The following is a 23765-nucleotide window of genomic DNA, read 5'->3' on the forward strand; positions in this document are numbered from 1 at the left end:
GAGTAAATAATCCGGTGGGATTGTTGAAGAAACTAAAGTAAAACAACCAGAACAAAACAAAATTTTGAATCACAATGAGAAAGTCAAAACCAAAGAAAAGGATCATTTTACCTGATCCGGTTTTTAGTGAAGTGATGGTGACAAAGTTTGTCAATCACCTCATGTATGATGGCAAAAAAAGCACTGCTTTCGATATATTTTACGGTGCTCTCGAAACCGTAAAAGCCAAACTTCCCAACGAAGAAAAGACTCCGCTTGAAATCTGGAAAAAAGCTCTCGACAATATCACTCCTCAGGTCGAAGTTAAATCACGCCGTGTTGGTGGTGCAACATTCCAGGTTCCTACAGAAATCCGTCCTGACCGTAAGGAGTCTATCTGTATGAAAAATCTTATTTTATATGCACGTAAACGTGGTGGCAAATCAATGGCTGAGAAATTGGCTGCTGAGGTAGTTGATGCGTTTAACAACCAGGGTGGTGCCTTCAAACGTAAAGAAGATATGCACCGTATGGCTGAAGCAAACCGTGCTTTTGCTCATTTCAGGTTCTAACCTTAATTTAAACCGAACAAAAAGCGTTACAAAATTAACGACCTATTGTTTAGGCAAATATAAAAACAAATGGCAAAAAAAGACTTACACTATACGCGTAACATCGGTATCATGGCTCACATTGATGCCGGTAAAACAACAACTTCGGAACGTATTCTGTACTACACCGGTCTTACTCACAAAATCGGTGAAGTTCATGATGGCGCTGCTACCATGGACTGGATGGAACAGGAGCAGGAACGTGGTATCACTATCACTTCTGCTGCAACAACAACGTTCTGGAACTATTTGAACGATAAATATAAAATCAACCTGATTGACACTCCGGGTCACGTTGACTTTACTGTTGAGGTAGAACGCTCTTTGCGTATCCTCGATGGTGCTGTGGCTACTTTCTGTGCTGTAGGTGGTGTTGAACCTCAGTCGGAAACCGTTTGGCGTCAGGCTGACAAATACAATGTACCACGTATCGGTTTCGTTAACAAAATGGACCGTTCGGGTGCTGATTTCTACGAAGTAATCCGCCAGATCAAGGATGTACTGGGTGCAAAACCTTGTCCTATCCAGATTCCTATCGGTGCTGAAGAAAAATTCAAAGGGGTTGTTGACCTCGTTAAAATGAAAGCTATCTTCTGGCATGACGAAACAATGGGTGCTGAATACTCAGTAGAAGAAATTCCTGCAGATCTTCAGGCTGAAGCTGAAGAATGGAGAGAAAAAATGCTTGAAGTAGTAGCAGAATACGATGATGCCGTAATGGAAAAATTCTTCGATGATCCTTCAACAATCACTGAAGAAGAAATCAACGTAGCTATTCGTAAAGCAACCCTTTCGATGGAAATTACTCCTATGATTTGCGGTTCGGCATTCAAAAACAAAGGTGTACAAACAATGCTTGACGCAGTTTGTGCTTACCTTCCAAGTCCTTTGGATACTCCGGAAATCATTGGTAACGATCCTCGTTTCGAAGACAAACAAATCGTTCGTCACCCGGACGAAGAAGAACCTTTGACCGCTTTGGCGTTCAAAATTGCAACCGACCCTTATGTAGGACGTCTTTGCTTCTTCCGTGTTTACTCTGGTAAACTGGCTGCCGGTTCTTACGTTTACAATACACGTTCTGACAAAAAAGAACGTATTTCTCGTATCTTCCAGATGCACTCCAACAAACAAAACCCTGTTGAAGTGATTGGTGCTGGTGATATTGGTGCTGGTGTAGGTTTCAAAGATATCCGTACAGGTGATACACTTTGCGACGAAGCTAATCCTATCGTTCTCGAATCGATGGACTTCCCTGAACCAGTAATCGGTATTTCGGTTGAACCGAAAACTCAGAAAGATATGGATAAACTCGGTCTTGGTTTGTCAAAACTGGCTGAAGAAGATCCAACTTTCCGTGTTAAAACAAACGAAGATACAGGTCAGACTGTAATTGAAGGTATGGGTGAGCTTCACTTGGAAATCATTATCGACCGTTTGAGACGTGAGTTCAAGGTTGAATGTAACCAGGGTCGTCCTCAGGTATCTTACAAAGAAACTATCACAAACACTGTTGAACTTCGCGAAGTTTACAAGAAACAGTCGGGTGGTCGTGGTAAGTTTGCCGATATTATTGTAAAAGTAGGTCCTGTTGATGCAGGCTTCGAAGGTAGTCTTCAGTTTATCGATTCTGTGAAAGGTGGTAACGTTCCTAAAGAATACATCCCTTCTGTACAGAAAGGCTTCCAGGCAGCTATGAAGAATGGTGTGCTTGCAGGTTTCCCGGTTGATCAGTTGAAAGTTGAACTCATAGACGGTTCATTCCACCCGGTTGACTCTGACCAGTTGTCATTCGAAATCTGTGCTCAGATTGCATTCAAAACTGCTTGTGCAAAAGCAAAACCCGTTCTGTTGGAACCGATCATGAAAATGGAAGTGGTTACTCCGGAAGAAAACATGGGTGATGTAATCGGCGACTTGAACAAACGTCGTGGCCAGGTTGAAGGTATGGAATCGAGCCGTACAGGTGCACGTATTGTGAAAGCTAAAGTTCCTTTGGCAGAAACATTCGGATACGTAACATCATTGCGTACAATCAGCTCAGGACGTGCAACTTCATCAATGGAATTCTCTCACTATGCAGAAGTTTCTTCATCTATTGCTAAAACAGTAGTTGCTGAGGCTAAAGGTAAAGTAGAACTCTTGTAAAAATAATAAGTGGAAACAGCGCAGGTTAGCAAATGACTCTTAACCTGCTGCTGTTAACACTATATCTATTAATATTAATCGACTATAACGATGAGTCAAAAAATCAGAATCAAATTAAAATCTTACGATCACAACCTGGTTGACAAATCAGCAGAAAAAATCGTTAAGACAGTAAAAGCAACCGGAGCTGTAGTAAGCGGTCCAATTCCATTGCCTACACACAAACGCGTATTTACCGTATTGCGTTCTCCGTTTGTTAACAAGAAATCTCGCGAGCAGTTTGAACTTTCAAACTACAAGCGTTTGATCGACATCTACAGCTCAACTGCTAAAACTGTTGATGCTTTGATGAAGCTTGAATTGCCGAGCGGTGTAGAAGTAGAAATCAAAGTTTGATAAGCTTCTGCAAGAACAGAGTTAAGAATTAAGTACAAAAATAATTGTAAACAAGACCGATCCCCCGTATTGGGGTTAAGGGTTAAATTTTAATTGAAATGCCAGGATTAATTGGAAAAAAAATCGGAATGACATCCGTTTTCAGTACCGATGGTAAGAATGTACCATGTACTGTTATCGAAGCTGGTCCTTGTGTTGTTACGCAAATCAAAACTGTTGAAACAGACGGTTACGAAGCGGTTCAGTTAGGTTTTGAAGAAAAGAAAGACAAACACACTACAAAACCGGAAGCAGGCCACTTCAAAAAAGCAAACGTAGCACCTCAAAGACACTTGGTTGAGTTCAAAGGTTTTGAAGGCGAATTCAAACTGGGAGATGCTCTCACAGTTGAATTATTTGACGGAACTACTTGGGTAGACGTTATCGGAACTTCAAAAGGTAAAGGATTTCAGGGCGTTGTTAAACGTCATGGATTCGGTGGTGTAGGTCAAAGTACACACGGTCAGCACAATCGTCTGCGTCACCCGGGTTCTATGGGCGCTTCTTCTTACCCTTCAAAAGTGGTAAAGGGTATGAGAATGGGTGGTCGTACAGGTGGTGATACTGTAACAGTGCAAAACCTGGAAGTGTTAAAAGTAATCCCCGAGCACAATTTGTTGCTTATCAAAGGTTCAATTCCCGGGGCTAAAGGTTCAATCGTAATTATCAATAAGTAATGGAACTGAACGTATATAACATAGAAGGAAAAGAAACCGGAAAAAAGGTAACTCTTAACGAGGCTATCTTTGGCATTGAACCTAATGACCACGCTATCTATCTTGATGTTAAACAGTACATGGCAAACAAACGTCAGGGTACTCACAAAGCTAAAGAAAGAAGCGAACTTTCCGGAAGTACACGTAAGCTGATCCGCCAGAAAGGTGGAGGTGGTGCTCGTCGTGGTGATATCAACTCACCGGTATTGGTGGGTGGTGCTCGTGTTTTTGGTCCGGTTCCCCGTGACTATAGCTTCAAATTGAACAAAAAACTGAAACAATTGGCTCGTAAGTCAGCTTTAGCATATAAAGCAAAAGCCGATGCGATTGTAGTAGTTGATGCTCTTCAATACGACGCTCCAAAAACAAAGAACTTAATCGCGTTGACCGAAAATTTGAAAGTAGCTGATAAAAAGCCGCTTATTATTTTATCGGAACCAAATAAAAACGTATATTTGTCGGCTCGAAACCTGAAAGGTGTTAATGTAACAACTGTTTCTGATCTAAATACTTACAGTATTATGAATGCGAAATCACTCGTTGTTGTTGAAGCTTCTTTCGCTGGTTTGGATCAAATCTTAAAAGCATAAGGAGGTAAAAGTGATGGGAATTATAATTAAACCGATTGTTACAGAAAAAGCAAACGGCCTTAGTGAAAAACTCAATCGTTTTAGCTTCCGCGTTGAAAAAGGCGCCAATAAGATTGAGATCAAGAAAGCCGTAGAAGAAATGTATGGCGTAACCGTAGTTGCTGTTAACACAGCAGTTATGCCAGGCAAAAAGAAAAGCCGCTTCACCAAAGGTGGAGTTATCAACGGTAAAACTTCAGCTTTCAAAAAGGCTATGGTTACGTTGAAAGATGGAGATAACATTGATTTTTATAGCAATATTTAAGTAAAACAATGGCTGTACGTAAATTGAACCCCGTTACACCGGGGCAGAGACACAAAATTATCGGTACGTTCGACACAATTACTTCGTCTGTACCGGAAAAATCTCTTGTGACAGGCAAACGCTCAACCGGCGGTCGCAATAACTCAGGTAAGATGACCATGCGTTATATCGGCGGTGGTCACAAGAAGAAATATAGAGTAATTGACTTCAAGCGTAACAAAGAAGGAGTACCTGCGAAGGTACAATCCATAGAGTATGATCCGAACCGTACGGCTCGTATCGCGTTGCTCTATTACGCTGATGGTGATAAAAGCTATATTCTTGCACCCAATGGACTGCAAGTTGGCCAAACTCTATTATCAGGCGCTGAAGCAGCTCCTGAAGTTGGAAACTCTCTACCGTTGAAGAACATCCCACTCGGTACCATTATTCACAACATTGAATTACGTCCGGGACAGGGTGCTGCATTGGTTCGCTCAGCAGGTACATTTGCTCAGTTGACTTCTCGCGAAGAAAACTATGCAATCATCAAATTACCTTCAGGCGAAACCCGCAAAATTCTTTGCACATGCAAAGCAACTGTAGGTAGCGTTGGCAACTCAGAACACAATCTTGAAAGTTCAGGTAAGGCCGGTCGCACACGCTGGCAAGGACGACGTCCTCGCGTACGTGGTGTTGCTATGAACCCTGTCGATCACCCCATGGGTGGTGGTGAAGGACGCGCTTCTGGTGGTCACCCACGTTCTCGCAAAGGCTTGTTAGCTAAGGGCTATAAGACAAGAGCTCCTAAAAAGCAATCAAGCAAGTATATTATCGAAAGAAGAAAAAAATAACGTATAATTAGAGAGATACTATGAGTCGTTCATTAAAAAAAGGACCTTACATCAATCTGAAGCTTGAACAGAAAGTGTTGACCATGAATGAAAGCGGTAAAAAAACCGTAGTAAAAACATGGGCTCGTGCTTCAATGATTTCACCTGATTTCGTAGGTCATACGATTGCAGTTCACAACGGGAACAAATTTATTCCTGTTTACGTTACTGAAAACATGGTAGGTCACAAACTCGGTGAATTCTCCCCGACACGTACCTTCCGCGGTCACAGCGGTAACCGTAAATAACCCGTTGATTCATTTACTTGAAAAAATAAAAATATCAATAAAATGGGTTCAAGAAAGAAAAATTCAGCAGAAAATAGGAAAGAAGCCCTCAAAACACAATATTTTGCCCGTCTTAACGACGTTCCAACTTCACCCCGTAAAATGCGCCTTGTGGCCGACATGATCCGTGGTATGGAAGTGAACAAAGCTCTCGGGGTATTGAAGTTTTCGACCAAAGAGGCGTCAGCCAGACTTGAAAAATTGCTTCGTTCCGCTATTTCCAACTGGGAACAAAAAACAGAACAAAAAGCAGAAAACGGCGATTTGTTCGTCAGCGCTATTCACGTTGATGGCGGCCGTATGTTAAAACGCCTTCGTCCTGCTCCGCAAGGACGCGGTTACAGAGTACGCAAACGTTCGAACCACGTAACGTTGTTTGTTGACTCAAAGAATAGTATTAACGTATCAAATGAAGTAGCAGATGGGACAAAAAACTAATCCGGTAAGTAATCGTTTGGGAATCATCCGCGGATGGGATTCCAACTGGTATGGAGGGAATAACTATGGGGATACATTGCTGGAAGACAGCAAACTGAGAAAGTATCTTCACGCCCGTCTGGCTAAAGCGAGTGTTTCTCGCGTAGTAATTGAACGTACGTTAAAACTCATCACAATCACAGTATGTACAGCTCGTCCGGGTATCATTATTGGTAAAGGCGGACAGGAAGTTGACAAACTGAAAGAAGAGTTGAAAACTATCACCGACAAAGACGTTCAAATTAATATTTATGAAGTGAAACGTCCTGAACTCGACGCTGTAATTGTTGCTAACAACATTGCTCGTCAGATTGAAGGCAAAATCGCTTATCGTCGTGCAACCAAAATGGCCATTGCATCTACAATGCGTATGGGAGCAGAAGGTATCAAAGTGCAGGTTTCAGGTCGTTTGAACGGCGCTGAAATGGCTCGCTCGGAAATGTACAAAGAAGGACGTACTCCTCTTCACACATTCCGTGCAGATATCGACTACGCTCTTGCTGAAGCCTTAACAAAGGTTGGTCTTATTGGTGTGAAAGTGTGGATTTGCCGTGGCGAAATCTATGGTAAAAAGGACTTGGCTCCTCAATTCGCAGCAGCCAAAGAAGGCTCTAACAACCGTGGCCAACGTAACGACCGCAATGATCGTGGAGATCGTGGCGACCGTAGAGGCGGCTTCCGTAAAAAGAAAAAATAATTTCTAACGCATTGAATTCAAAGACTTATGTTACAACCGAAAAAGACAAAGTTCAGAAGACAGCAAAAAGGCCGCATGAAAGGTGTGGCTCAAAGAGGTAATCAGCTGGCATTCGGTTCTTTCGGCATAAAATCATTACAATCGAAATGGATTACAGGTCGCCAGATTGAGGCAGCCCGTATTGCCGTAACCCGTTATATGCAACGTCAGGGACAAATCTGGATTCGTATTTTCCCTGATAAACCAATTACCAAAAAACCTGCTGAAGTACGTATGGGTAAAGGTAAAGGTTCTCCCGAAGGTTTCGTGGCACCCGTTACTCCAGGCCGTATGATTATTGAAGTAGAAGGCGTATCGTTTGAGATTGCAAAAGAAGCATTGCGCTTGGCAGCTCAGAAGTTACCCGTTACAACCAAGTTTGTCGTCAGACGTGATTTTGATTCAACAAACCTTAACGCGTAATCGAATATGAAGACAAGAGAAATCAAAGAACTAAGTGTTAAAGAGCTGCAGGAAAGATTGGACAATGATAAAGCCATCTTATCGCGCTTGAAATTGAACCATACTATTTCTCCGCTCGACAATCCGATGCAAATCAGGGATGTTCGTAAACAAATCGCTCGCGTTGCGACCGAATTGAAGTTGAGAGAAAATAAACAATAATAATATTGAGCCGAATGGAAACTAGAAACTTAAGAAAAGAAAGAGTAGGGGTCGTTACCAGCAATAAAATGGACAAGACCGTTACCGTTGCCGTTAAGTGGAAAGAAAAACACCCTATCTACGGCAAGTTCGTCAACAAGACGAAGAAGTTCCACGCTCATGACGAAAAAAACGACTGCGGCATCGGTGATACCGTGCGCATCATGGAAACCCGTCCGCTGAGCAAATCAAAAAATTGGAGAGTAGTTGAAATAACAGAAAGAGCTAAGTAATTATGATACAACAAGAATCCAGAATAACAGTAGCTGATAATAGCGGAGCTCGTGAAGCTTTGGTTATCCGTGTATTAGGCGGAACCGGCAAACGTTACGCTTCTCTGGGGGACATTATCGTGGTAGCGGTAAAAAATGTGATCCCTTCCAGCGACATGAAAAAGGGCACCGTATCAAAAGCAGTAGTTGTTCGTACATCGAAAGAGGTTCGTCGTGCAGACGGTTCTTACATTCGTTTCGACGACAACGCTTGTGTGTTGCTCAACAATGCAGGCGAAATGCGCGGTAGCCGTATCTTTGGCCCCGTTGCGCGTGAGCTTCGTGCCTCTAACATGAAAATCATTTCATTAGCGCCTGAAGTACTTTAACCCTTGTAAAACAATTAGCAATGAGTAAATTACATATTAAAAAAGGCGATACAGTGTATGTAAACACTGGTAAGAGCAAGGGCAAAACCGGTCGTGTCCTCGAAATTATGGCAGAAAAACAACGTGCTATCGTTGAAGGTGCCAATTTCGTGTCGAAGCACACCAAGCCCAATGCAAAAGCTCCGCAGGGAGGAATTATCAAGAAAGAGGCATCTATTCATATCTCTAACCTCAACGTAGTTGATCCCAAGAGCGGCAAACCGACACGTATCGGTCGTCGTGAAAATGCCGAAGGTAAATTAGTGCGTTACGCTAAAAAATCAGGGGAGGAAATTAAATAATGAGTACAACCAACAGTCTTAAAACTGACTACAAGGAACGCATTGTTCCTGCTTTGATGAAGGAGTTTAGCTATAAGTCAGTAATGCAAGTACCTCGTCTTGAAAAAATCGTTCTCAACCAAGGGTTGGGAATTGCTGTGGCAGATAAGAAAATTATCGATACAGCTATCAACGAGATGACTGCAATTACCGGACAGAAAGCTGTTGCCACACTTTCTCGTAAGGATATTTCTAACTTCAAATTGCGTAAACAAATGCCTATCGGAGTTCGTGTAACTCTTCGTCACGAACAGATGTACGAATTCCTGGAACGTTTGGTTCGCGTGGCTTTGCCTCGTATCCGTGACTTCAAAGGTATTGAAAGCAAATTTGATGGTAGCGGTAACTATACCTTGGGTATCCAGGAACAAATCATTTTCCCGGAAATCAACATTGATAACATCTCTCGTTTGTTGGGTATGAATATTACATTCGTTACTACCGCTAAAACAGACGAAGAAGGTTTCGCTTTGTTGAAAGAGTTTGGTTTACCATTTAAGCACAACTAATTAAAGAAGATACAATGGCAAAAGAATCAATGAAAGCCCGTGAGGTACGTAGAGCGAAATTGTGTGCAAAATATGCCGCAAAACGTGAACAACTCAAGAAAGAGGGTAACTACGAAGCTTTGCAAGAACTTCCTAAAAACGCATCTCCTGTTCGTCAGCACAACCGTTGCAAACTAACAGGTCGTCCTAAAGGCTACATGCGCATCTTCGGAATTTCGCGTATTCAGTTCCGCGAAATGGCTTCTGCAGGCTTAATTCCGGGTGTGAAAAAGGCAAGCTGGTAATCAGTTTGTGTTGCAATACGAAAAGTCAGTAGTAATAAACTTGCGTTAAACTTGTTTAATTCGGGGAAAAACACTATTTTTGTGCCCCGAAATAGACAGAATGCAGGTTTATGCATTCTGACTTTTTAGGATTGCATTAAATATAAGCGTGATAAATATTGTCCGGGCAGGCCGGATCAATTTAAAACAAATCAATATGACAGATCCAATAGCAGATTATTTAACGAGACTGCGGAATGCTATCAGAGCAGGTCACCGTGTGGTGGAAGTTCCCGCGTCGAATTTGAAAAAAGAAATCACTAAGATTCTTTTAGAAAAAGGCTATATTTTGAACTACAAGTTTGTAGAAGATGGTCCTCAGGGATCCATCAAAATTGCCTTAAAGTATGACCCTGTTCACAAGGTCAATGCAATCAAACAACTCGTGCGTATTTCGTCACCGGGTTTGCGTCAGTATGCAGGTCACAAAGAATTGCCCCGCGTATTGAACGGTTTAGGCATCGCCATCCTCTCAACATCGAAAGGTGTTATGACAGATAAAGAAGCCCGCGATTTGAATATCGGAGGCGAAGTTTTATGTTATGTTTACTAATTAAGAGGAGGATTACAGATGTCAAGAATTGGAAAATTACCTATAAGCCTTCCTAAAGGTGTAACCGTTACTGTTAAAGATAACGTTGTTACAGTAAAAGGACCCAAAGGAGAACTCTCTCAAGAAATTAATCCTAACATCACTGTAAGTGTCGAAGAAACTGCTGTTGTAGTAACTCGTCCTAATGATGAAAAGGAAAACCGCGCGATGCATGGTCTTTACCGTGCGTTGATCCACAACATGGTTGTTGGTGTATCTGAAGGATACCAGAAGAAACTTGAATTGGTTGGTGTTGGTTATCGTGTTTCAAACAATGGCAACCTGCTTGAGTTTGCTTTGGGATATACTCACAACATTCACATGATGTTGCCTCCCGAAATTAAAGTGGAGACTAAGAGCGAACGTAACCAGAATCCATTAGTACTTTTGGAAAGCTGTGACAAACAACTGATCGGTCAGGTTTGTGCAAAAATACGCTCGTTCCGTAAGCCTGAACCATACAAAGGAAAAGGTATTAAGTTTGTAGGCGAAGTTATTCGTCGTAAAGCTGGTAAATCGGCAGGTGCAAAATAATTTTTTGAAATAGAAAGAGTTATGATTAAGAAAATTCAACGTAGAATCAAGATAAAAGCACATATCCGCAGTAAAATTGCCGGAACTGCCGAAAGACCTCGTTTGTCGGTATTCAGAAGCAATAAGCAAATCTATGTGCAAATTATAGATGACAAATCAGGCAAAACCCTTGCTGCTGCTTCTTCTTTGGCAATTGCCGAGAAAATGGCAAAAAAGGAACAAGCCGCAAAAGTGGGCGAATTGATCGCTAAAAATGCTCAGGCAGCCGGAGTAACTGATGTTATCTTCGACCGTAACGGTTATTTGTACCACGGTAGAGTGAAAGAATTGGCTGAAGCCGCACGTAAAGGAGGACTTAAATTTTAATCACTATGGCAGGAATAAATAACAAAGTTAAATCAACCAACGATTTAGAATTAAAAGACAGATTAGTTGCCATCAACCGTGTAACTAAAGTTACCAAAGGTGGTCGCGCATTCAGCTTTGCTGCAATCGTGGTAGTAGGCAACGAAGATGGTATTGTTGGTTGGGGCTTGGGAAAAGCCAGCGAAGTAACAGCTGCCATTGCTAAAGGTGTTGAAGCGGCTAAGAAAAACCTTATTAAAGTGCCTGTGTTGAAAGGAACTATTCCTCACCAACAAGTTGCTAAATTTGGTGGTGCTGAAGTATATATTCAACCTGCATCTCATGGTACCGGGGTAAAAGCTGGTGGTGCTATGCGTGCTGTACTTGAAAGTGTTGGTATTACTGACGTGTTAGCAAAATCTAAAGGTTCTTCTAACCCTCACAACCTTGTGAAAGCAACTATCGAAGCTCTTGGTGAACTGCGTGATGCAGCAACTGTAGCAACTAATCGTGGTGTTTCACTCGAAAAAGTATTCAAAGGCTAAAAACGTACAACTATGGCAACTATTAAAATAAAACAAGTTAAGAGTAAAATTAAATGCCCCAAGACTCAGAAACTGACTCTGGAGGCTTTAGGTTTGAAAAAAGTGAATGCCGTTGTAGAGCATGAAGATACTCCTGCCATCCTTGGTATGGTAGAAAAGGTAAAACACTTGGTAGTAGTAGAGAAATAATTGTTTAATACGCTTAAAATAACATACATACATGGATTTAAGTAATTTAACGCCTGCGAAAGGATCCGTTAAGGAAAGAAAGAGAATAGGTCGCGGTACAGGTTCCGGTTTAGGAGGTACAGCTACTCGTGGTCTTAACGGTGCTAAATCTCGTTCAGGTTATAAGAAAAAAATCGGCTTTGAAGGAGGTCAGATGCCTTTGCAACGTCGTTTGCCCAAATTCGGGTTCAAAAATATAAGTCGTGTTGAATACAAACCGATTAACCTTGCCACTTTACAAACTTTAGCTGAAGCAGGTAACTTTACCAAAATTGGTGTTGCTGAATTACTTCAGGCTGGAGTTATTGCAAAGAATGATCTTGTTAAGATCTTGGGCAATGGAACTTTGAGTGCAAAGCTTCAGGTAGAAGCTAATGCTTTCTCAAAATCGGCAGAAGAAGCTATCGTAGCAGCAGGTGGAACAGTGGTAAAATTGTAATCCGATGAAACGTTTTATTGAAACACTCCAAAATATTTGGAAAATAGAAGACCTTAGAAAGCGCCTGATAACCACAATATTATTTGTATTAGTTTATCGTTTCGGGTCATACATAGTATTACCGGGAATCAACCCCGCAAATCTTGAAGCTCTGCAAAATCAAACATCGGGTGGTTTGCTAGGCTTGTTGGATATGTTTTCGGGGGGAGCTTTTTCTCACGCTTCTATTTTTGCTTTGGGAATTATGCCCTACATCTCTGCATCAATTGTTGTGCAATTGTTGGGTATAGCAGTTCCTTATTTCCAGAAAATGCAACGCGAAGGCGAGAGTGGCAGAAAGAAAATGAACCAGATAACACGTTATCTGACCGTTCTTATCTTGTTATTCCAATCTCCTGCTTATTTGGTTAACCTTAGCGTGCAATTGGGACATGTTGGAGCTTCTCTACCCCAAAGCTTTTGGTTTCAAGTAACATCAGTCATCATCTTAACTGCAGGTAGTATGTTTATTATGTGGTTGGGAGAAAGAATTACCGATAAAGGTATCGGTAATGGTATTTCTTTCATCATCATGATTGGTATTATTGCCCGCTTCCCGACAGCAATCGTACAAGAGTTCGCCTCTCGTTTGGGTGACGCTGCCGGTGGTTTGGTGATGTTTATCGGAGAAATAGTTTGTCTATTGTTCGTAATCGGACTGTGTATTTTACTGGTTCAGGGAACACGTAAAGTGCCTGTTCAATATGCTAAACGTGTTGTCGGTAATAAACAGTATGGTGGCGTTCGCCAGTACATTCCCCTTAAGGTGAATGCAGCTAACGTGATGCCGATTATCTTTGCTCAGGCAATTATGTTTATTCCAATTACATTAGTAGGTTTTTCTCATTCGGAAGCTGCAAGTGGTATTGTAAGTGCATTTACAGATAACTCAGGATTTTGGTACAATTTCGTATTTGCCGTTCTGATTATTGCGTTTACATACTTCTATACTGCTATTACAATTAATCCGACGCAGATGGCAGAGGAGATGAAACGTAATAATGGTTTTATTCCGGGGGTTAAACCTGGTAAGAAAACAGCAGAATACCTTGATGAAATCATGTCTCGGATCACTTTACCCGGTTCATTCTTCCTGGCACTGGTAGCTATTCTACCTGCATTTGCAAGAATCTCGGGTGTAAGTACCAGCTTTGCCCAATTCTATGGGGGAACATCATTATTGATCTTGGTAGGTGTTGTTTTGGATACACTACAACAAATTGAAAGCCGCTTGTTGATGCGTCATTATGACGGTTTGATGAAATCAGGCAGAATTAAAGGACGTACCGGCAATATTTCGGCTTATTAATTAATAAGCAGAGATGATATATCTCAAAACAGAGGAAGAAATTGAGCTACTTCGTCAAAGCAATTTGATTGTATCAAAGGCTTTGGCTGAAGTAGCTAAGTTAATTACTCCGGGTGTCTCGACACTGGAGCTTGACAAAGTAGCGGAGGCATGTATCAGAGATCATGGTGCGATACCTACTTTTTTAGGGTATGCCGGTTTTCCGAATACTTTATGCACATCAGTTAATGATCAGGTTGTTCATGGAATTCCTTCCAAGAATGCGATCTTAAAAGAAGGTGATATTATTTCAGTAGACTGCGGTGCAACAAAAAATGGATTCGTTGGTGATTCAGCTTATACATTTTGCGTTGGTGAGGTTGCTGAAGATATTAAACAGTTACTGAGAGTGACGAAAGAGTCGCTTTATCTTGGAATTGAGCAGGCCGTTGACGGTAATCGTTTGGGAGACGTTGGTTATGCAATCCAATCACATTGTGAAAAACATGGTTACGGAGTGATTCGTGAAATGGTCGGACATGGTGTGGGAAAGGAAATGCATGAAGATCCTCAGGTTCCTAACACAGGAAAAAGAGGGAATGGTGTTCGGTTGAAAAACGGAATGACCATAGCGATTGAACCGATGGTTGCGATGGGATCTTACCGCTTATTCTTTGAAAAAGATGGTTGGACTACCCGGACGATTGACGGGAAATGTGCTGCTCACTTTGAACACTCTGTGGCTATCCGTGAAGGAAAGGCCGACATCCTGTCTACCTTTGATTATTTAGAAGAAGTTGTAGGTAAACTGTAACAAAAAAAGATTAAATAGACGTTTTATGCCTAAACAATCTGCTATTGAGCAAGATGGAACAATAACCGAAGCATTGTCAAATGCAATGTTTCGAGTAGAACTTGAAAACGGACACGTAATTACGGCTCATATTTCTGGCAAGATGCGTATGCACTACATTAAAATTTTGCCAGGCGATAAGGTTCGTGTAGAGATGTCTCCGTATGATTTATCAAAAGGAAGAATTTCATTCAGGTATAAATAACCTGATTTCCACACAACTGCAAACATTGCAAATAATTATACAACATGAAAGTAAAAGCATCCATTAAAAAACGTACGCCCGAATGTAAAATCGTGAGACGTAAAGGGCGTCTTTATGTAATCAACAAAAAAAATCCTAAGTTCAAACAACGTCAGGGATAATATTTTAATTTTAAGTATATGGCTATAAGAATCGTTGGAGTAGATTTGCCTCAGAACAAAAGAGGCGAAGTTGGACTGACTTATATCTACGGAATAGGTCGCAGTAGCGCAAAACAAATTTTGGAAGAAGCCGGTGTTGATTTGGACACTAAGGTGAAGGATTGGACTGACGACCAAGCAGCTAAAATCCGCGAAATAATCGGAGCTAAGTTCAAAGTAGAAGGTGACCTTCGTTCAGAAGTTCAACTGAACATCAAACGCTTAATGGATATCGGATGCTACCGTGGCGTACGTCATCGTCTGGGCTTACCTTTGAGAGGTCAGAGCACTAAAAATAATGCTCGTACCCGTAAAGGAAAGAAGAAAACTGTTGCCAACAAAAAGAAAGCAACAAAGTAAGGTAATTAACTTAGCAAATATTTTTAGGATATGGCAAAGAAAACAGTTGCAACCAAAAAAAGAGTGGTTAAAGTTGACGGCGTAGGTCAGTTGCACGTTCACTCTTCATTCAATAATATTATTGTAACCCTTACTAACGGAGATGGTCAGGTTATTTCTTGGTCTTCAGCCGGTAAAATGGGTTTTAGAGGTTCTAAAAAGAACACTCCATATGCTGCTCAGATGGCAGCTCAAGATTGTGCCAAAGTTGCTTTTGACCTCGGTCTGAGAAAAGTAAAGGCGTATGTAAAAGGTCCTGGTAATGGTCGCGAATCAGCTATCAGAACTATTCACGGTGCCGGTATTGAAGTAACAGAAATTGTTGATGTTACTCCATTGCCACACAACGGATGTCGCCCAGCTAAACGCAGAAGAGTATAATAATCACCCACTTGTTCATTACCCGGCTAAAAGTGGATAAAGATTACAATTCTAACCTCTCTGTAATCGCGGCTGCACGGTAAGTCGAGTGTGATATAAGCAATAATAATCACAAAAATTTTGAAATAATGGCAAGATATACAGGCCCAAAAACAAGAATTTCACGTAAGTTTGGTGAGCCCATTTTTGGCCCCGATAAAACGTTATCGAAGAAAAATTACCCTCCCGGACAACACGGAAATAATCGCCACAAGAAAACATCTGAGTACGGTATTCAGCTTCGTGAAAAACAAAAGGCTAAATATACCTATGGCGTTTTAGAACGTCAATTCCGTTTGTTATTCGAAAAAGCTCAACGTGCTAAGGGTATTACCGGTGAAATTCTTCTCCAGTTGCTCGAAACACGTTTGGACAACGTAGTTTACCGTTTGGGAATGGCTCCTACTCGTGCTGCTGCCCGTCAATTGGTAAGCCACCGTCACATCACAGTTGATGGTTCTGTTGTAAATATTCCTTCTTATCAGGTTAAGGCTGGTCAGGTTATTGGTGTCCGTGAAAAAGATAAATCAATGGCAGTTATTGCTGATGCTTTGAACGGATACAACCACAGCAAATACCCCTGGATGGAGTGGGACAAGAGCAGTTTGTCCGGAAAGTTCCTTCATCAACCGGAACGTGCTGATATTCCTGAAAGCATTAAGGAACAATTAATCGTCGAATTGTATTCTAAATAATCCATTTATCCATGTCTATTTTAGCATTCCAAAAACCCGATAAGGTTATCATGCTCGAATCTGATGCTCAAAAGGGAACATTTGAATTTCGTCCGCTTGAGCCCGGTTTCGGTATTACCATCGGAAATGCGTTGCGTCGTATCCTTCTTTCGTCACTGGAAGGTTTCGCCATCACCTCTATCAAGATCGATGGAGTTGAGCACGAATTTGCTACCGTTCCGGGAGTAATGGAAGATGTGACAAACATTATCCTTAACCTGAAAAAGGTTCGTTTTAAACGTTGCGTGGATGATGTTGAGAACGAAAAAGTAAGCATTGTTGTTTCCGGTAAAAGTACGTTTACAGCTGGAGATATAGGACGCTATTTGACTGGTTTCGTAGTGCTCAACCCTGATTTATTGATCTGTAGAATTGATCCAAGTTATACAATGCAGATTGATCTCACTATCAATAAAGGTAGAGGGTATGTTCCGGCGGAAGAAAATAAAGTAGCAGGTTCTGAGGTAGATGTAATTCCTATTGATGCAATTTTTACTCCGATAGTAAATGTAAAATATGCTATCGAAAACTACCGCGTAGAGCAAAAAACCGACTACGAAAAACTTATTCTTGAAGTTTCAACAGACGGTTCAATTAATCCTAAAGATGCTCTTCGTGAATCTGCGAAAATTTTGATTCAACACTTTATGTTGTTTTCCGATGAAAAAATTTCTTTGGAGTCGACAGAAGAAAGTGTGGATGAAGAATTTGATGAAGAAGCATTACGTATGCGTCAATTGTTGAAAACAAAAATGATTGATTTAGACCTTTCAGTTCGTGCATTGAACTGCTTGAAGGCCGCTGATGTTGAAACATTGGGTCAATTGTGTTCTTTCAACCGTAATGATTTGCTGAAATTCCGCAATTTTGGTAAGAAGTCCTTGAATGAGTTAGATGAAAAACTTGAGTCTTTACATCTTTCATTCGGTATGGATTTAACTAAGTATAAATTAGATAAAGAATAACAGAAATGAGACACAATAAGAAATTCAATCATTTAGGCCGTACGTCGTCGCACAGAAAAGCGATGTTGGCTAACATGGCTTGTTCACTGATTAAGCACAAACGTATTGCTACTACTACAGCAAAAGCAAAAGCACTCAGAGTTTATGTTGAACCTTTGTTGACGAAAGCAAAAGACGATAGCACACACTCACGAAGAGTAGTTTTTAATTATTTGCAAAATAAAGAAGCAGTTACAGAATTATTCCGTGACATCGCTCAAAAAATAGCTGACCGTCCAGGTGGTTATACACGTATTCTGAAAACAGGTTTCCGTTTGGGTGACGCTGCTGAAATGTGTATTATCGAATTGGTTGATTACAACGAAAACATGTTGACAACCAAAGCAGCTAAGAAAACTACACGTACTCGTCGTGCCGGTAAAAAAGCTGTTGCTCCCGCAGTAGAAGCTGCACCAGCAGCTGAAGCGAAAGAAGAGCCTGCAGCAGAATAAGACGCTGATAAGCTACTAAAAATAATAGCCGCCTCGATTTTTCGGGGCGGCTATTATTTTTTATCGAAGAGAAACTTAGTTATTCAAAATAACCTTTCATAATTCCTCGTGGAGAGTTGCGGACAAACAGCAAGATTTCATCTCTTTCTTTTGTTGCAGGCATTTCTGCTTCGATATGTTCTATTGCCATGCTGGTATTCATGCGAGACAGATAGATATAGCGATAAATCTCCTGTATGTCTCTGATTTGCTCATTTGTGAAGCCTCTGCGACGGAGACCAACCGAATTAATACCACAATAAGAGATTGGCTCACGAGCAGCTTTTACAAAAGGAGGAATATCCTTGTTTACTTTGCTACCACCCTGAATCATTACATGCGGTCCTACATGGGTAAACTGATGGATCATCGTTCCACCGCCGATTACAGCCCAGTCTCCCACTACAACTTCGCCTGCGAGCTGAGTTACATTTGACATGATAACGTTATTGCCAACCACACAATCGTGGGCTACGTGGCAGTAAGCCATAACAAGGCAATTGTCGCCAATGGAAGTGCTTCCTTTTGATGCTGTGCCTCTGTTGACAGTGACGCATTCACGCAGGGTGGTATTATCACCTATGATGGCTAACGAGTCTTCTCCTTTGAATTTAAGATCCTGGGGAACTGCACTAATTACAGCTCCGGGGAAAATTTTGCAATTTTTGCCAATACGAGCTCCTTCCATGATTGTGACATTTGAACCAATGTGAGTGCCTTCGCCAATCACGACATTCTTATCGATAGTTACAAATGGTTCAATTACTACATTGGAAGCAATTTTTGCTTCTGGATGGATGTATGCCAATGGTTGTTTCATAATTGCAGTAGTTTTGATGTATATAATCTTATTTATTCTTTGCTATTTGTGCCATAAACTCAGCTTCGGCCACGATTTTATCTCCAACAAAGGCATAGCCTTTCATGGTAGCGCAACCTCTTCTGATCGGACTAATTAATTCGAGTCTGAATATTACCGTATCGCCAGGAACTACTTTCTGTCTGAATTTGACATTGTCAATCTTCATAAAGTATGTAGAATACAACTCAGGCTTCTCAACCTGATGTAAGATCAGCAGTCCTCCGGTTTGCGCCATCGCTTCAACCAATAAAACTCCGGGCATTACCGGTTCATTGGGGAAATGGCCCATAAAAAAGGTCTCGTTGCTGGTTACATTTTTCAGTCCGATAACCACAGAGTCTGTAATTTCCATCACTTTATCGACCATCAAAAACGGCCAACGGTGAGGCAACATTTTCTTTATTTGATTGATGTTAAGTACGGGCTCTTTATTTGGATCATACACAGGAGTTGGAACTTCCTGGCGTTTAATTTCTTTGCGAATTACTTTGGCCAGCGCGGTATTAATCTTATGCCCCGGACGGGTTGCAATGACCTTCCCCTTGATGGGTTTTCCGATGAGAGCAAGATCGCCCATTACGTCCAGTAGTTTATGTCTGGCGGGTTCATTCTCAAACTGTAGAGGCGTGAGATAGCCTAATTCATCAACTTTTTTATGCGGATGGTTGAGCAAGTCTGCAATGCGGTTTAATTCTGTTTGCTCAATAGGTTCGTCGTAAATCACCAAGGCATTTTCGAGATCACCGCCCTTAATAAGGTTCATTTTAAGCAATTGTTCCAACTCGCGTACAAACACGAATGTTCTACAGCCTGCAATGTCTGCGGCGAAATCTTCCAGTTGATTAAGAACCGCATATTGGTTGCTTAAGATAGGAGATTTGAAGCCAATCATTGTCTGAACGCTGAAATGATCATCGGGCAGAATTACGATTGAGGAGTTGGTAGTCGGGTCTGTATATTCGATTTTCTTTTTTACAACAAAAAAGTCTTTTTCAGCTTCTTGCTCAACTATACCAACAGAATTGATTTTGTCGATAAAAAGTTTAGCGCTGCCATCCAAAATCGGAAATTCAGGTGCGTTTACTTCCATCAGGCAGTTGTCAATTCCAAAAGAGAAGAGAGCAGCCATGGCGTGCTCTATGGTGCTTACCTGGGCATCTCCGTTTGAAAGAACAGTGCCGCGTGTGGTTTGTGTTACATATTCAGCCAAAGCCGGAATTATAGGCTGACCTTCTAAATCTATCCGTTTAATTATACACCCGTGGTTTTCAGGGGCAGGAAAGAATGTGAGCTGAATGTCAACTCCTGTGTGAAGACCTTTCCCCTGAAGCGAAAAGGATCCTTTAAGCGATCGTTGTTTTGGCATTTTTGGTTTGTTAGTTAGTCTGCTTTGATTTGATTGCGTAATTGTTCTATTTCCTTTTGCAAATTATTAATTGTGTTTGCAAGTTCCGGTAGTTTTTTGAAATAGACATACGATTTACTGAATTGCATATGAGGCATTGCCGGAGAACCCAATAATATTGAGTTTTCTTTGACATTGCCTGTAATGCCAGCCTGTGCTGAAATTTTCACGCCTTTCTCAATATGAAGGTGGCCGGGAATTCCCACCTGACCGCCAAACATACAATTCGGGCCAATTTTTGTTGAACCTGCAATGCCGGTTTGAGCGGCAATTACAGTATTTGATCCTACTTCAACATTATGTGCAATTTGAATAAGATTATCGAGTTTTACTCCTTTATGAATGATAGTGGAGCCCATAGTTGCTCTGTCAACGGTTGTGTTGGCACCTATTTCAACATCACTTTCCAACACAACATTCCCAATTTGGGGAATCTTGTTGTAACTTCCATCTTCAGTAGGTGCAAAGCCAAAACCATCAGCGCCAATAACGGCACCCGAGTGGATTACACAACGATCACCAATAACGCAATTGGCATAAATTTTGGCTCCGGCATAAATGGTTACATCGTCTCCAATTTTTACGTTGTCACCAATGTAACTTTGCGGGTATATCTTCACGCTTTTGCCCGTTTTTACATTGTCGCCAATGTAACTGAATGCTCCAATGTAAGGTTCAGCTCCAATTTCGGCAGATGCCGATACATATGATAACGGTTCAATCCCGCTTTTATTTTTCTTGAAGCTGTCAACGAGCTGAAGTAATGATGCTAACGACTGATATGCATTTTCAACTTTAATGAGAGTGGCGGAAATAGGCTTTTCCGGAACAAAATCATTGTTTACAAGTATGATCGCAGCTTTGCAGTCGTAGATGAAATGACTGTACTTAGGGTTAGATAAAAATGATAATGTTCCTGGAATACTATCATCAATTTTTGAAAGATTATTTACTTTAACATCGCGATCTCCAATAATTTCTCCATGCAAGAAATCGGCAATTTGTTGTGCAGAAAATTCCATTCGTCTATATTTTTGTGGGTATTAGGACAAAACTCCAAAGCTTTTTGTCCTCGTCTTAAGTTACAGCACATCTTTAATTAGATGCTGAACTTATACAATTCGTTGCATCACTAACTGAAATTTGTTCACTTTTTTGAGTAGTATTTTCAACAGAGTAATGATGGTTCGCCTCATTTCAGAGGGGATTTTAACAATTAAGTTAAAATAAAGTGTGCAAAGATATGAACATTAATTGGAATGAGCTATATTTTTTCTATAAAATATATCAATAAGATATTGAGAATTAGTTGTATATGTCAATTATTTTGGTTTGATAATGATGTTGCGCCTGATTTGTAAATAGCACGAAAACAGGACTTTGATATTTAATATAACTGAATTTTATTGTCGTGAAAGATTGTTGAAATAATGATTGAGTTGTCAAAGAAGAAGAAATGGTAGTATGGGTAGAGTTCTTAACGGAAAAATAGCTACTTTTGTAGGATAAAATATACACTTTCCTAACGCTATGGATAAGAAGCACTTTTCTCAATTTCTTGGGTTTATAAAAGGCAGTTTGATTCTGAAAAACGTGTTTTACGCAGCAACGATACTCGTTGCCTTATTGTTGTTCGTCCTTTTTATGCTTCAATTTTACACTCACCATGGAGAGGCAGAGACTGTGCCGAATTTGTGTGGGCTGAAACTGGAAGATGCAGCAAAGCTCTTGGATAATAGAGGTATGCAGTATCAGGTGATTGACTCGGTATATAAGCCGGACAAAGCGCCAGGTATGGTCATGGAGCAATCTCCCATAGGAGGATCTAAGATAAAATCATATCGAAGTATCTATATAACGATTAATGCAAAAATGCCTCCGGGTGTTGCATTGCCCGATGTGCGCGATCTGTCTTTACGTCATGCACAATCGTTGTTGGAAAGCATGGGAATTAAAGTGATGGGAGTTGAATATGTGCCGTCGGAATACAGCGATTTGGTGCGAGATATAAAATATAATGGTCAAACTTTGACTCCGGGCCAAAAGATACCGGCAGGCAGTGGTGTGATACTTGTTGTTGGGCGAACATCTACAGATGAAGATGGTAATCAGTTGATGCCTGACGTTCAATCTCTGTCATTGGAACAAGCCACCCGTTTGATAAATAGTCACATGCTTTCGATCGGAGCTACAAACTTTGACGTGGAGCCAACAAATGAACAAGATAAGGCAAATTATATTGTTTATAAGCAATCGCCGGCTGCCAATGACTCCGTTCCTTCCGGCAAAGCTATTACTCTTTGGTTGACCAAGGAAAAGGGTAAGGTGGCAACAGAAGAGGTATCGACACCGGCTCCTGCACCTGCAAAAACAACTCCTGCAGTAGCTCCAAAAAAGGAAGAAAAGAAGAAAAAAAAGGAAGATATTGAAAAATTCTTCTGATAAATCTGAATGTCAATATCCCGGATTATGACCAATGATTTTGAAGTTGATCAAGACGAATTGGATGAACTGGAAGAAACTCCGGGACAAGAACTTTTTGAGCATTTTCGTTTTGTTGCAGATAAAGGTCAAACCTTAGTACGTATAGATAAGTTTTTGGTTGACAGAATCCAGAATGTTTCCCGAAATCGCATTCAGGAGGCTGCTTCAGCCGGAGCAATTCTGGCGAATGGCAGCGCGGTAAAATCAAACTACCGTGTCAAACCCAATGACATTATTTCCATCATGATGACACACCCGCCACGTGATGTAGAAATACTTCCCGAGAATATTCCTCTAAACATTGTTTACGAAGATGATAGCCTGTTGGTGGTAAATAAGCCTGCGGGTTTGGTTGTGCATCCCGGGCATGGTAACTTCGATGGCACCTTGCTCAATGCCTTGGCTTATTACATGAAGGATAATCCTCACTTTAATCCCAATGATCCACGCTTAGGTTTGGTTCACCGGATCGATAAAGACACTTCCGGACTACTGGTGATTGCGAAGACCGAGGAGGCAAAGACGCTGCTTGGAGCACAGTTCTTCCATAAAACCACTAAGCGGCTATATTGGGCTTTGGTATGGGGAACTGTTGAAAATGACGAAGGTACAATTGTCGGGCATGTTGGCAGGAGTATCCGGGATCGGCAAAAAATGGATGTATTCCCCGACGGTGAATATGGTAAACACGCGGTTACTCATTATCGGGTGTTGGAACGCCTGGGTTATGTAACGCTGGTGGAATGCCGGCTCGAAACGGGTAGGACACATCAGATCCGTGCGCATATGAAATATATCGGGCATCCTCTGTTTAATGATGAACGATATGGGGGGCATGAGATTTTGAAAGGAACCCAGTTTGCCAAATACAAACAGTTTGTAAAGAATTGTTTTGATGTATGCCCCCGGCAGGCTCTTCATGCCAAAACATTGGGCTTTGTTCATCCGGTAACAAAAGAAGAGATGTATTTTGATAGTGATATACCTGAAGACATGCAACAAGTGTTGGAAAGATGGAGGGTATACATTGCAGGAAGAGATTCGCAGATTAATTAATTCAATCTTAT

At 41.2% G+C, this 23765-nt stretch carries 37 protein-coding genes; 34 read left to right on the top strand and 3 right to left on the bottom strand.

The window, feature by feature from the left end:
• Window positions 1-74: 74 nt before the first annotated feature.
• The 32 genes from rpsG to rplQ all read left to right on the top strand — a co-directional run bounded on the left by rpsG (window position 75) and on the right by rplQ (window position 17908).
• Window positions 75-551 carry a 30S ribosomal protein S7 gene (gene rpsG / locus PJIAN_RS04705; RefSeq protein ID WP_068702476.1) on the top strand — a complete coding sequence of 159 codons (477 nt, stop codon included), beginning with the start codon at window positions 75-77 and terminating at the stop codon, window positions 549-551.
• A 69-nt stretch (window positions 552-620) separates the two neighbouring features.
• Entirely contained in the window at window positions 621-2738 is a 2118-nt protein-coding gene (gene fusA / locus PJIAN_RS04710) for an elongation factor G (protein WP_068702478.1), read from the top strand.
• Between the two features lie 90 nt (window positions 2739-2828).
• The gene (gene rpsJ / locus PJIAN_RS04715; RefSeq protein WP_068702480.1) at window positions 2829-3134 is read left to right on the top strand and encodes a 30S ribosomal protein S10; all 306 of its coding nucleotides are present in this window, start codon (window positions 2829-2831) and stop codon (window positions 3132-3134) included.
• Between the two features lie 98 nt (window positions 3135-3232).
• Entirely contained in the window at window positions 3233-3850 is a 618-nt protein-coding gene (rplC, locus tag PJIAN_RS04720; RefSeq protein ID WP_068702482.1) for a 50S ribosomal protein L3, read from the top strand.
• Window positions 3850-4479 (top strand): 50S ribosomal protein L4, encoded by a 630-nt coding sequence (gene rplD, locus PJIAN_RS04725; protein ID WP_068702484.1) that lies wholly within the window; start codon window positions 3850-3852, stop codon window positions 4477-4479. Before rplC ends, rplD begins: the two co-directional genes overlap by 1 nt.
• Before the next feature lie 13 nt (window positions 4480-4492).
• The gene (gene rplW, locus PJIAN_RS04730) at window positions 4493-4783 is read left to right on the top strand and encodes a 50S ribosomal protein L23 (RefSeq protein ID WP_068702485.1); all 291 of its coding nucleotides are present in this window, start codon (window positions 4493-4495) and stop codon (window positions 4781-4783) included.
• A gap of 8 nt (window positions 4784-4791) precedes the next feature.
• Window positions 4792-5616, top strand: coding sequence for a 50S ribosomal protein L2 (gene rplB, locus PJIAN_RS04735; RefSeq protein WP_068702487.1), 825 nt, complete (start codon window positions 4792-4794; stop codon window positions 5614-5616).
• A gap of 20 nt (window positions 5617-5636) precedes the next feature.
• On the top strand, window positions 5637-5903 hold the full coding sequence (rpsS, locus tag PJIAN_RS04740) for a 30S ribosomal protein S19 (RefSeq protein WP_068702489.1): 267 nt from the start codon (window positions 5637-5639) through the stop codon (window positions 5901-5903).
• 42 nt (window positions 5904-5945) lie between these two features.
• Complete coding sequence (rplV, locus tag PJIAN_RS04745; protein WP_068702491.1) at window positions 5946-6380, top strand: 50S ribosomal protein L22; 435 nt, start codon at window positions 5946-5948, stop codon at window positions 6378-6380.
• Window positions 6364-7116, top strand: coding sequence for a 30S ribosomal protein S3 (gene rpsC / locus PJIAN_RS04750; RefSeq protein ID WP_068702492.1), 753 nt, complete (start codon window positions 6364-6366; stop codon window positions 7114-7116). The genes rplV and rpsC overlap by 17 nt, the downstream gene beginning before the upstream one ends.
• 27 nt (window positions 7117-7143) lie before the next feature.
• Window positions 7144-7578 carry a 50S ribosomal protein L16 gene (gene rplP / locus PJIAN_RS04755; RefSeq protein WP_068702494.1) on the top strand — a complete coding sequence of 145 codons (435 nt, stop codon included), beginning with the start codon at window positions 7144-7146 and terminating at the stop codon, window positions 7576-7578.
• Between the two features lie 6 nt (window positions 7579-7584).
• Complete coding sequence (rpmC, locus tag PJIAN_RS04760; protein ID WP_068702496.1) at window positions 7585-7779, top strand: 50S ribosomal protein L29; 195 nt, start codon at window positions 7585-7587, stop codon at window positions 7777-7779.
• Window positions 7780-7781: 2 nt separating this feature from the next.
• Window positions 7782-8051 (top strand): 30S ribosomal protein S17, encoded by a 270-nt coding sequence (rpsQ, locus tag PJIAN_RS04765; protein ID WP_275505413.1) that lies wholly within the window; start codon window positions 7782-7784, stop codon window positions 8049-8051.
• A gap of 2 nt (window positions 8052-8053) precedes the next feature.
• Entirely contained in the window at window positions 8054-8419 is a 366-nt protein-coding gene (gene rplN, locus PJIAN_RS04770) for a 50S ribosomal protein L14 (protein ID WP_068702500.1), read from the top strand.
• A 20-nt stretch (window positions 8420-8439) separates the two neighbouring features.
• A complete protein-coding gene (gene rplX, locus PJIAN_RS04775; protein WP_068702502.1) occupies window positions 8440-8760 on the top strand; it encodes a 50S ribosomal protein L24 in 321 nt (106 codons plus the stop codon).
• On the top strand, window positions 8760-9308 hold the full coding sequence (gene rplE, locus PJIAN_RS04780) for a 50S ribosomal protein L5 (RefSeq protein WP_068702504.1): 549 nt from the start codon (window positions 8760-8762) through the stop codon (window positions 9306-9308). The genes rplX and rplE overlap by 1 nt, the downstream gene beginning before the upstream one ends.
• Window positions 9309-9322: 14 nt before the next feature.
• A complete protein-coding gene (rpsN, locus tag PJIAN_RS04785; protein WP_068702506.1) occupies window positions 9323-9592 on the top strand; it encodes a 30S ribosomal protein S14 in 270 nt (89 codons plus the stop codon).
• Between the two features lie 196 nt (window positions 9593-9788).
• Window positions 9789-10184, top strand: a complete 396-nt coding sequence (gene rpsH / locus PJIAN_RS04790; RefSeq protein ID WP_068702507.1) for a 30S ribosomal protein S8 — start codon at window positions 9789-9791, stop codon at window positions 10182-10184.
• Window positions 10185-10202: 18 nt separating this feature from the next.
• On the top strand, window positions 10203-10757 hold the full coding sequence (gene rplF / locus PJIAN_RS04795; RefSeq protein WP_068702509.1) for a 50S ribosomal protein L6: 555 nt from the start codon (window positions 10203-10205) through the stop codon (window positions 10755-10757).
• 21 nt (window positions 10758-10778) lie between these two features.
• Window positions 10779-11123 carry a 50S ribosomal protein L18 gene (rplR, locus tag PJIAN_RS04800; protein ID WP_068702511.1) on the top strand — a complete coding sequence of 115 codons (345 nt, stop codon included), beginning with the start codon at window positions 10779-10781 and terminating at the stop codon, window positions 11121-11123.
• Window positions 11124-11128: 5 nt separating this feature from the next.
• The gene (gene rpsE, locus PJIAN_RS04805) at window positions 11129-11647 is read left to right on the top strand and encodes a 30S ribosomal protein S5 (protein ID WP_068702513.1); all 519 of its coding nucleotides are present in this window, start codon (window positions 11129-11131) and stop codon (window positions 11645-11647) included.
• 12 nt (window positions 11648-11659) lie between these two features.
• Window positions 11660-11836: a 50S ribosomal protein L30 gene (rpmD, locus tag PJIAN_RS04810; RefSeq protein WP_068702515.1), complete on the top strand. Its 177-nt coding sequence runs from the start codon at window positions 11660-11662 to the stop codon at window positions 11834-11836.
• A gap of 31 nt (window positions 11837-11867) precedes the next feature.
• Window positions 11868-12314, top strand: coding sequence for a 50S ribosomal protein L15 (rplO, locus tag PJIAN_RS04815; protein ID WP_068702517.1), 447 nt, complete (start codon window positions 11868-11870; stop codon window positions 12312-12314).
• A gap of 4 nt (window positions 12315-12318) precedes the next feature.
• Window positions 12319-13662 carry a preprotein translocase subunit SecY gene (secY, locus tag PJIAN_RS04820; protein ID WP_068702519.1) on the top strand — a complete coding sequence of 448 codons (1344 nt, stop codon included), beginning with the start codon at window positions 12319-12321 and terminating at the stop codon, window positions 13660-13662.
• Between the two features lie 13 nt (window positions 13663-13675).
• Window positions 13676-14455 (top strand): type I methionyl aminopeptidase, encoded by a 780-nt coding sequence (gene map / locus PJIAN_RS04825; RefSeq protein WP_068702521.1) that lies wholly within the window; start codon window positions 13676-13678, stop codon window positions 14453-14455.
• Between the two features lie 25 nt (window positions 14456-14480).
• The gene (gene infA / locus PJIAN_RS04830) at window positions 14481-14699 is read left to right on the top strand and encodes a translation initiation factor IF-1 (protein WP_068702523.1); all 219 of its coding nucleotides are present in this window, start codon (window positions 14481-14483) and stop codon (window positions 14697-14699) included.
• A 44-nt stretch (window positions 14700-14743) separates the two neighbouring features.
• The gene (gene ykgO / locus PJIAN_RS04835; RefSeq protein WP_068702525.1) at window positions 14744-14860 is read left to right on the top strand and encodes a type B 50S ribosomal protein L36; all 117 of its coding nucleotides are present in this window, start codon (window positions 14744-14746) and stop codon (window positions 14858-14860) included.
• 18 nt (window positions 14861-14878) lie between these two features.
• Entirely contained in the window at window positions 14879-15259 is a 381-nt protein-coding gene (rpsM, locus tag PJIAN_RS04840; protein ID WP_068702527.1) for a 30S ribosomal protein S13, read from the top strand.
• 30 nt (window positions 15260-15289) lie between these two features.
• On the top strand, window positions 15290-15679 hold the full coding sequence (rpsK, locus tag PJIAN_RS04845; RefSeq protein WP_068702529.1) for a 30S ribosomal protein S11: 390 nt from the start codon (window positions 15290-15292) through the stop codon (window positions 15677-15679).
• Between the two features lie 128 nt (window positions 15680-15807).
• Window positions 15808-16413 (top strand): 30S ribosomal protein S4, encoded by a 606-nt coding sequence (gene rpsD / locus PJIAN_RS04850; protein WP_068702531.1) that lies wholly within the window; start codon window positions 15808-15810, stop codon window positions 16411-16413.
• Window positions 16414-16424: 11 nt separating this feature from the next.
• Window positions 16425-17417, top strand: a complete 993-nt coding sequence (locus tag PJIAN_RS04855) for a DNA-directed RNA polymerase subunit alpha (protein ID WP_068702533.1) — start codon at window positions 16425-16427, stop codon at window positions 17415-17417.
• Between the two features lie 5 nt (window positions 17418-17422).
• On the top strand, window positions 17423-17908 hold the full coding sequence (gene rplQ / locus PJIAN_RS04860; RefSeq protein ID WP_068702535.1) for a 50S ribosomal protein L17: 486 nt from the start codon (window positions 17423-17425) through the stop codon (window positions 17906-17908).
• A gap of 79 nt (window positions 17909-17987) precedes the next feature.
• Here rplQ and lpxA read toward each other — a convergent pair whose 3' ends face one another.
• The 3 genes from lpxA to lpxD are packed head-to-tail and all read right to left on the bottom strand — an operon-like array spanning window position 17988 to window position 21236.
• Window positions 17988-18767, bottom strand: coding sequence for an acyl-ACP--UDP-N-acetylglucosamine O-acyltransferase (gene lpxA / locus PJIAN_RS04865; protein WP_068702537.1), 780 nt, complete (start codon window positions 18765-18767; stop codon window positions 17988-17990).
• Between the two features lie 28 nt (window positions 18768-18795).
• Window positions 18796-20175, bottom strand: coding sequence for a bifunctional UDP-3-O-[3-hydroxymyristoyl] N-acetylglucosamine deacetylase/3-hydroxyacyl-ACP dehydratase (locus PJIAN_RS04870; RefSeq protein WP_068702539.1), 1380 nt, complete (start codon window positions 20173-20175; stop codon window positions 18796-18798).
• Between the two features lie 14 nt (window positions 20176-20189).
• Window positions 20190-21236, bottom strand: coding sequence for a UDP-3-O-(3-hydroxymyristoyl)glucosamine N-acyltransferase (lpxD, locus tag PJIAN_RS04875; RefSeq protein WP_068702541.1), 1047 nt, complete (start codon window positions 21234-21236; stop codon window positions 20190-20192).
• Window positions 21237-21744: 508 nt separating this feature from the next.
• On the opposite strand from lpxD, the gene PJIAN_RS04880 reads away from it, so the two are divergent.
• Window positions 21745-22656 carry a PASTA domain-containing protein gene (locus tag PJIAN_RS04880; RefSeq protein WP_068702543.1) on the top strand — a complete coding sequence of 304 codons (912 nt, stop codon included), beginning with the start codon at window positions 21745-21747 and terminating at the stop codon, window positions 22654-22656.
• A 27-nt stretch (window positions 22657-22683) separates the two neighbouring features.
• Window positions 22684-23754 carry an RluA family pseudouridine synthase gene (locus tag PJIAN_RS04885; RefSeq protein WP_068702758.1) on the top strand — a complete coding sequence of 357 codons (1071 nt, stop codon included), beginning with the start codon at window positions 22684-22686 and terminating at the stop codon, window positions 23752-23754.
• Window positions 23755-23765: the final 11 nt, after the last annotated feature.

Origin of the sequence: Paludibacter jiangxiensis, from assembly GCF_001618385.1 — a bacterium.
GTDB classification, from domain to species: Bacteria; Bacteroidota; Bacteroidia; order Bacteroidales; family Paludibacteraceae; genus Microbacter; species Microbacter jiangxiensis.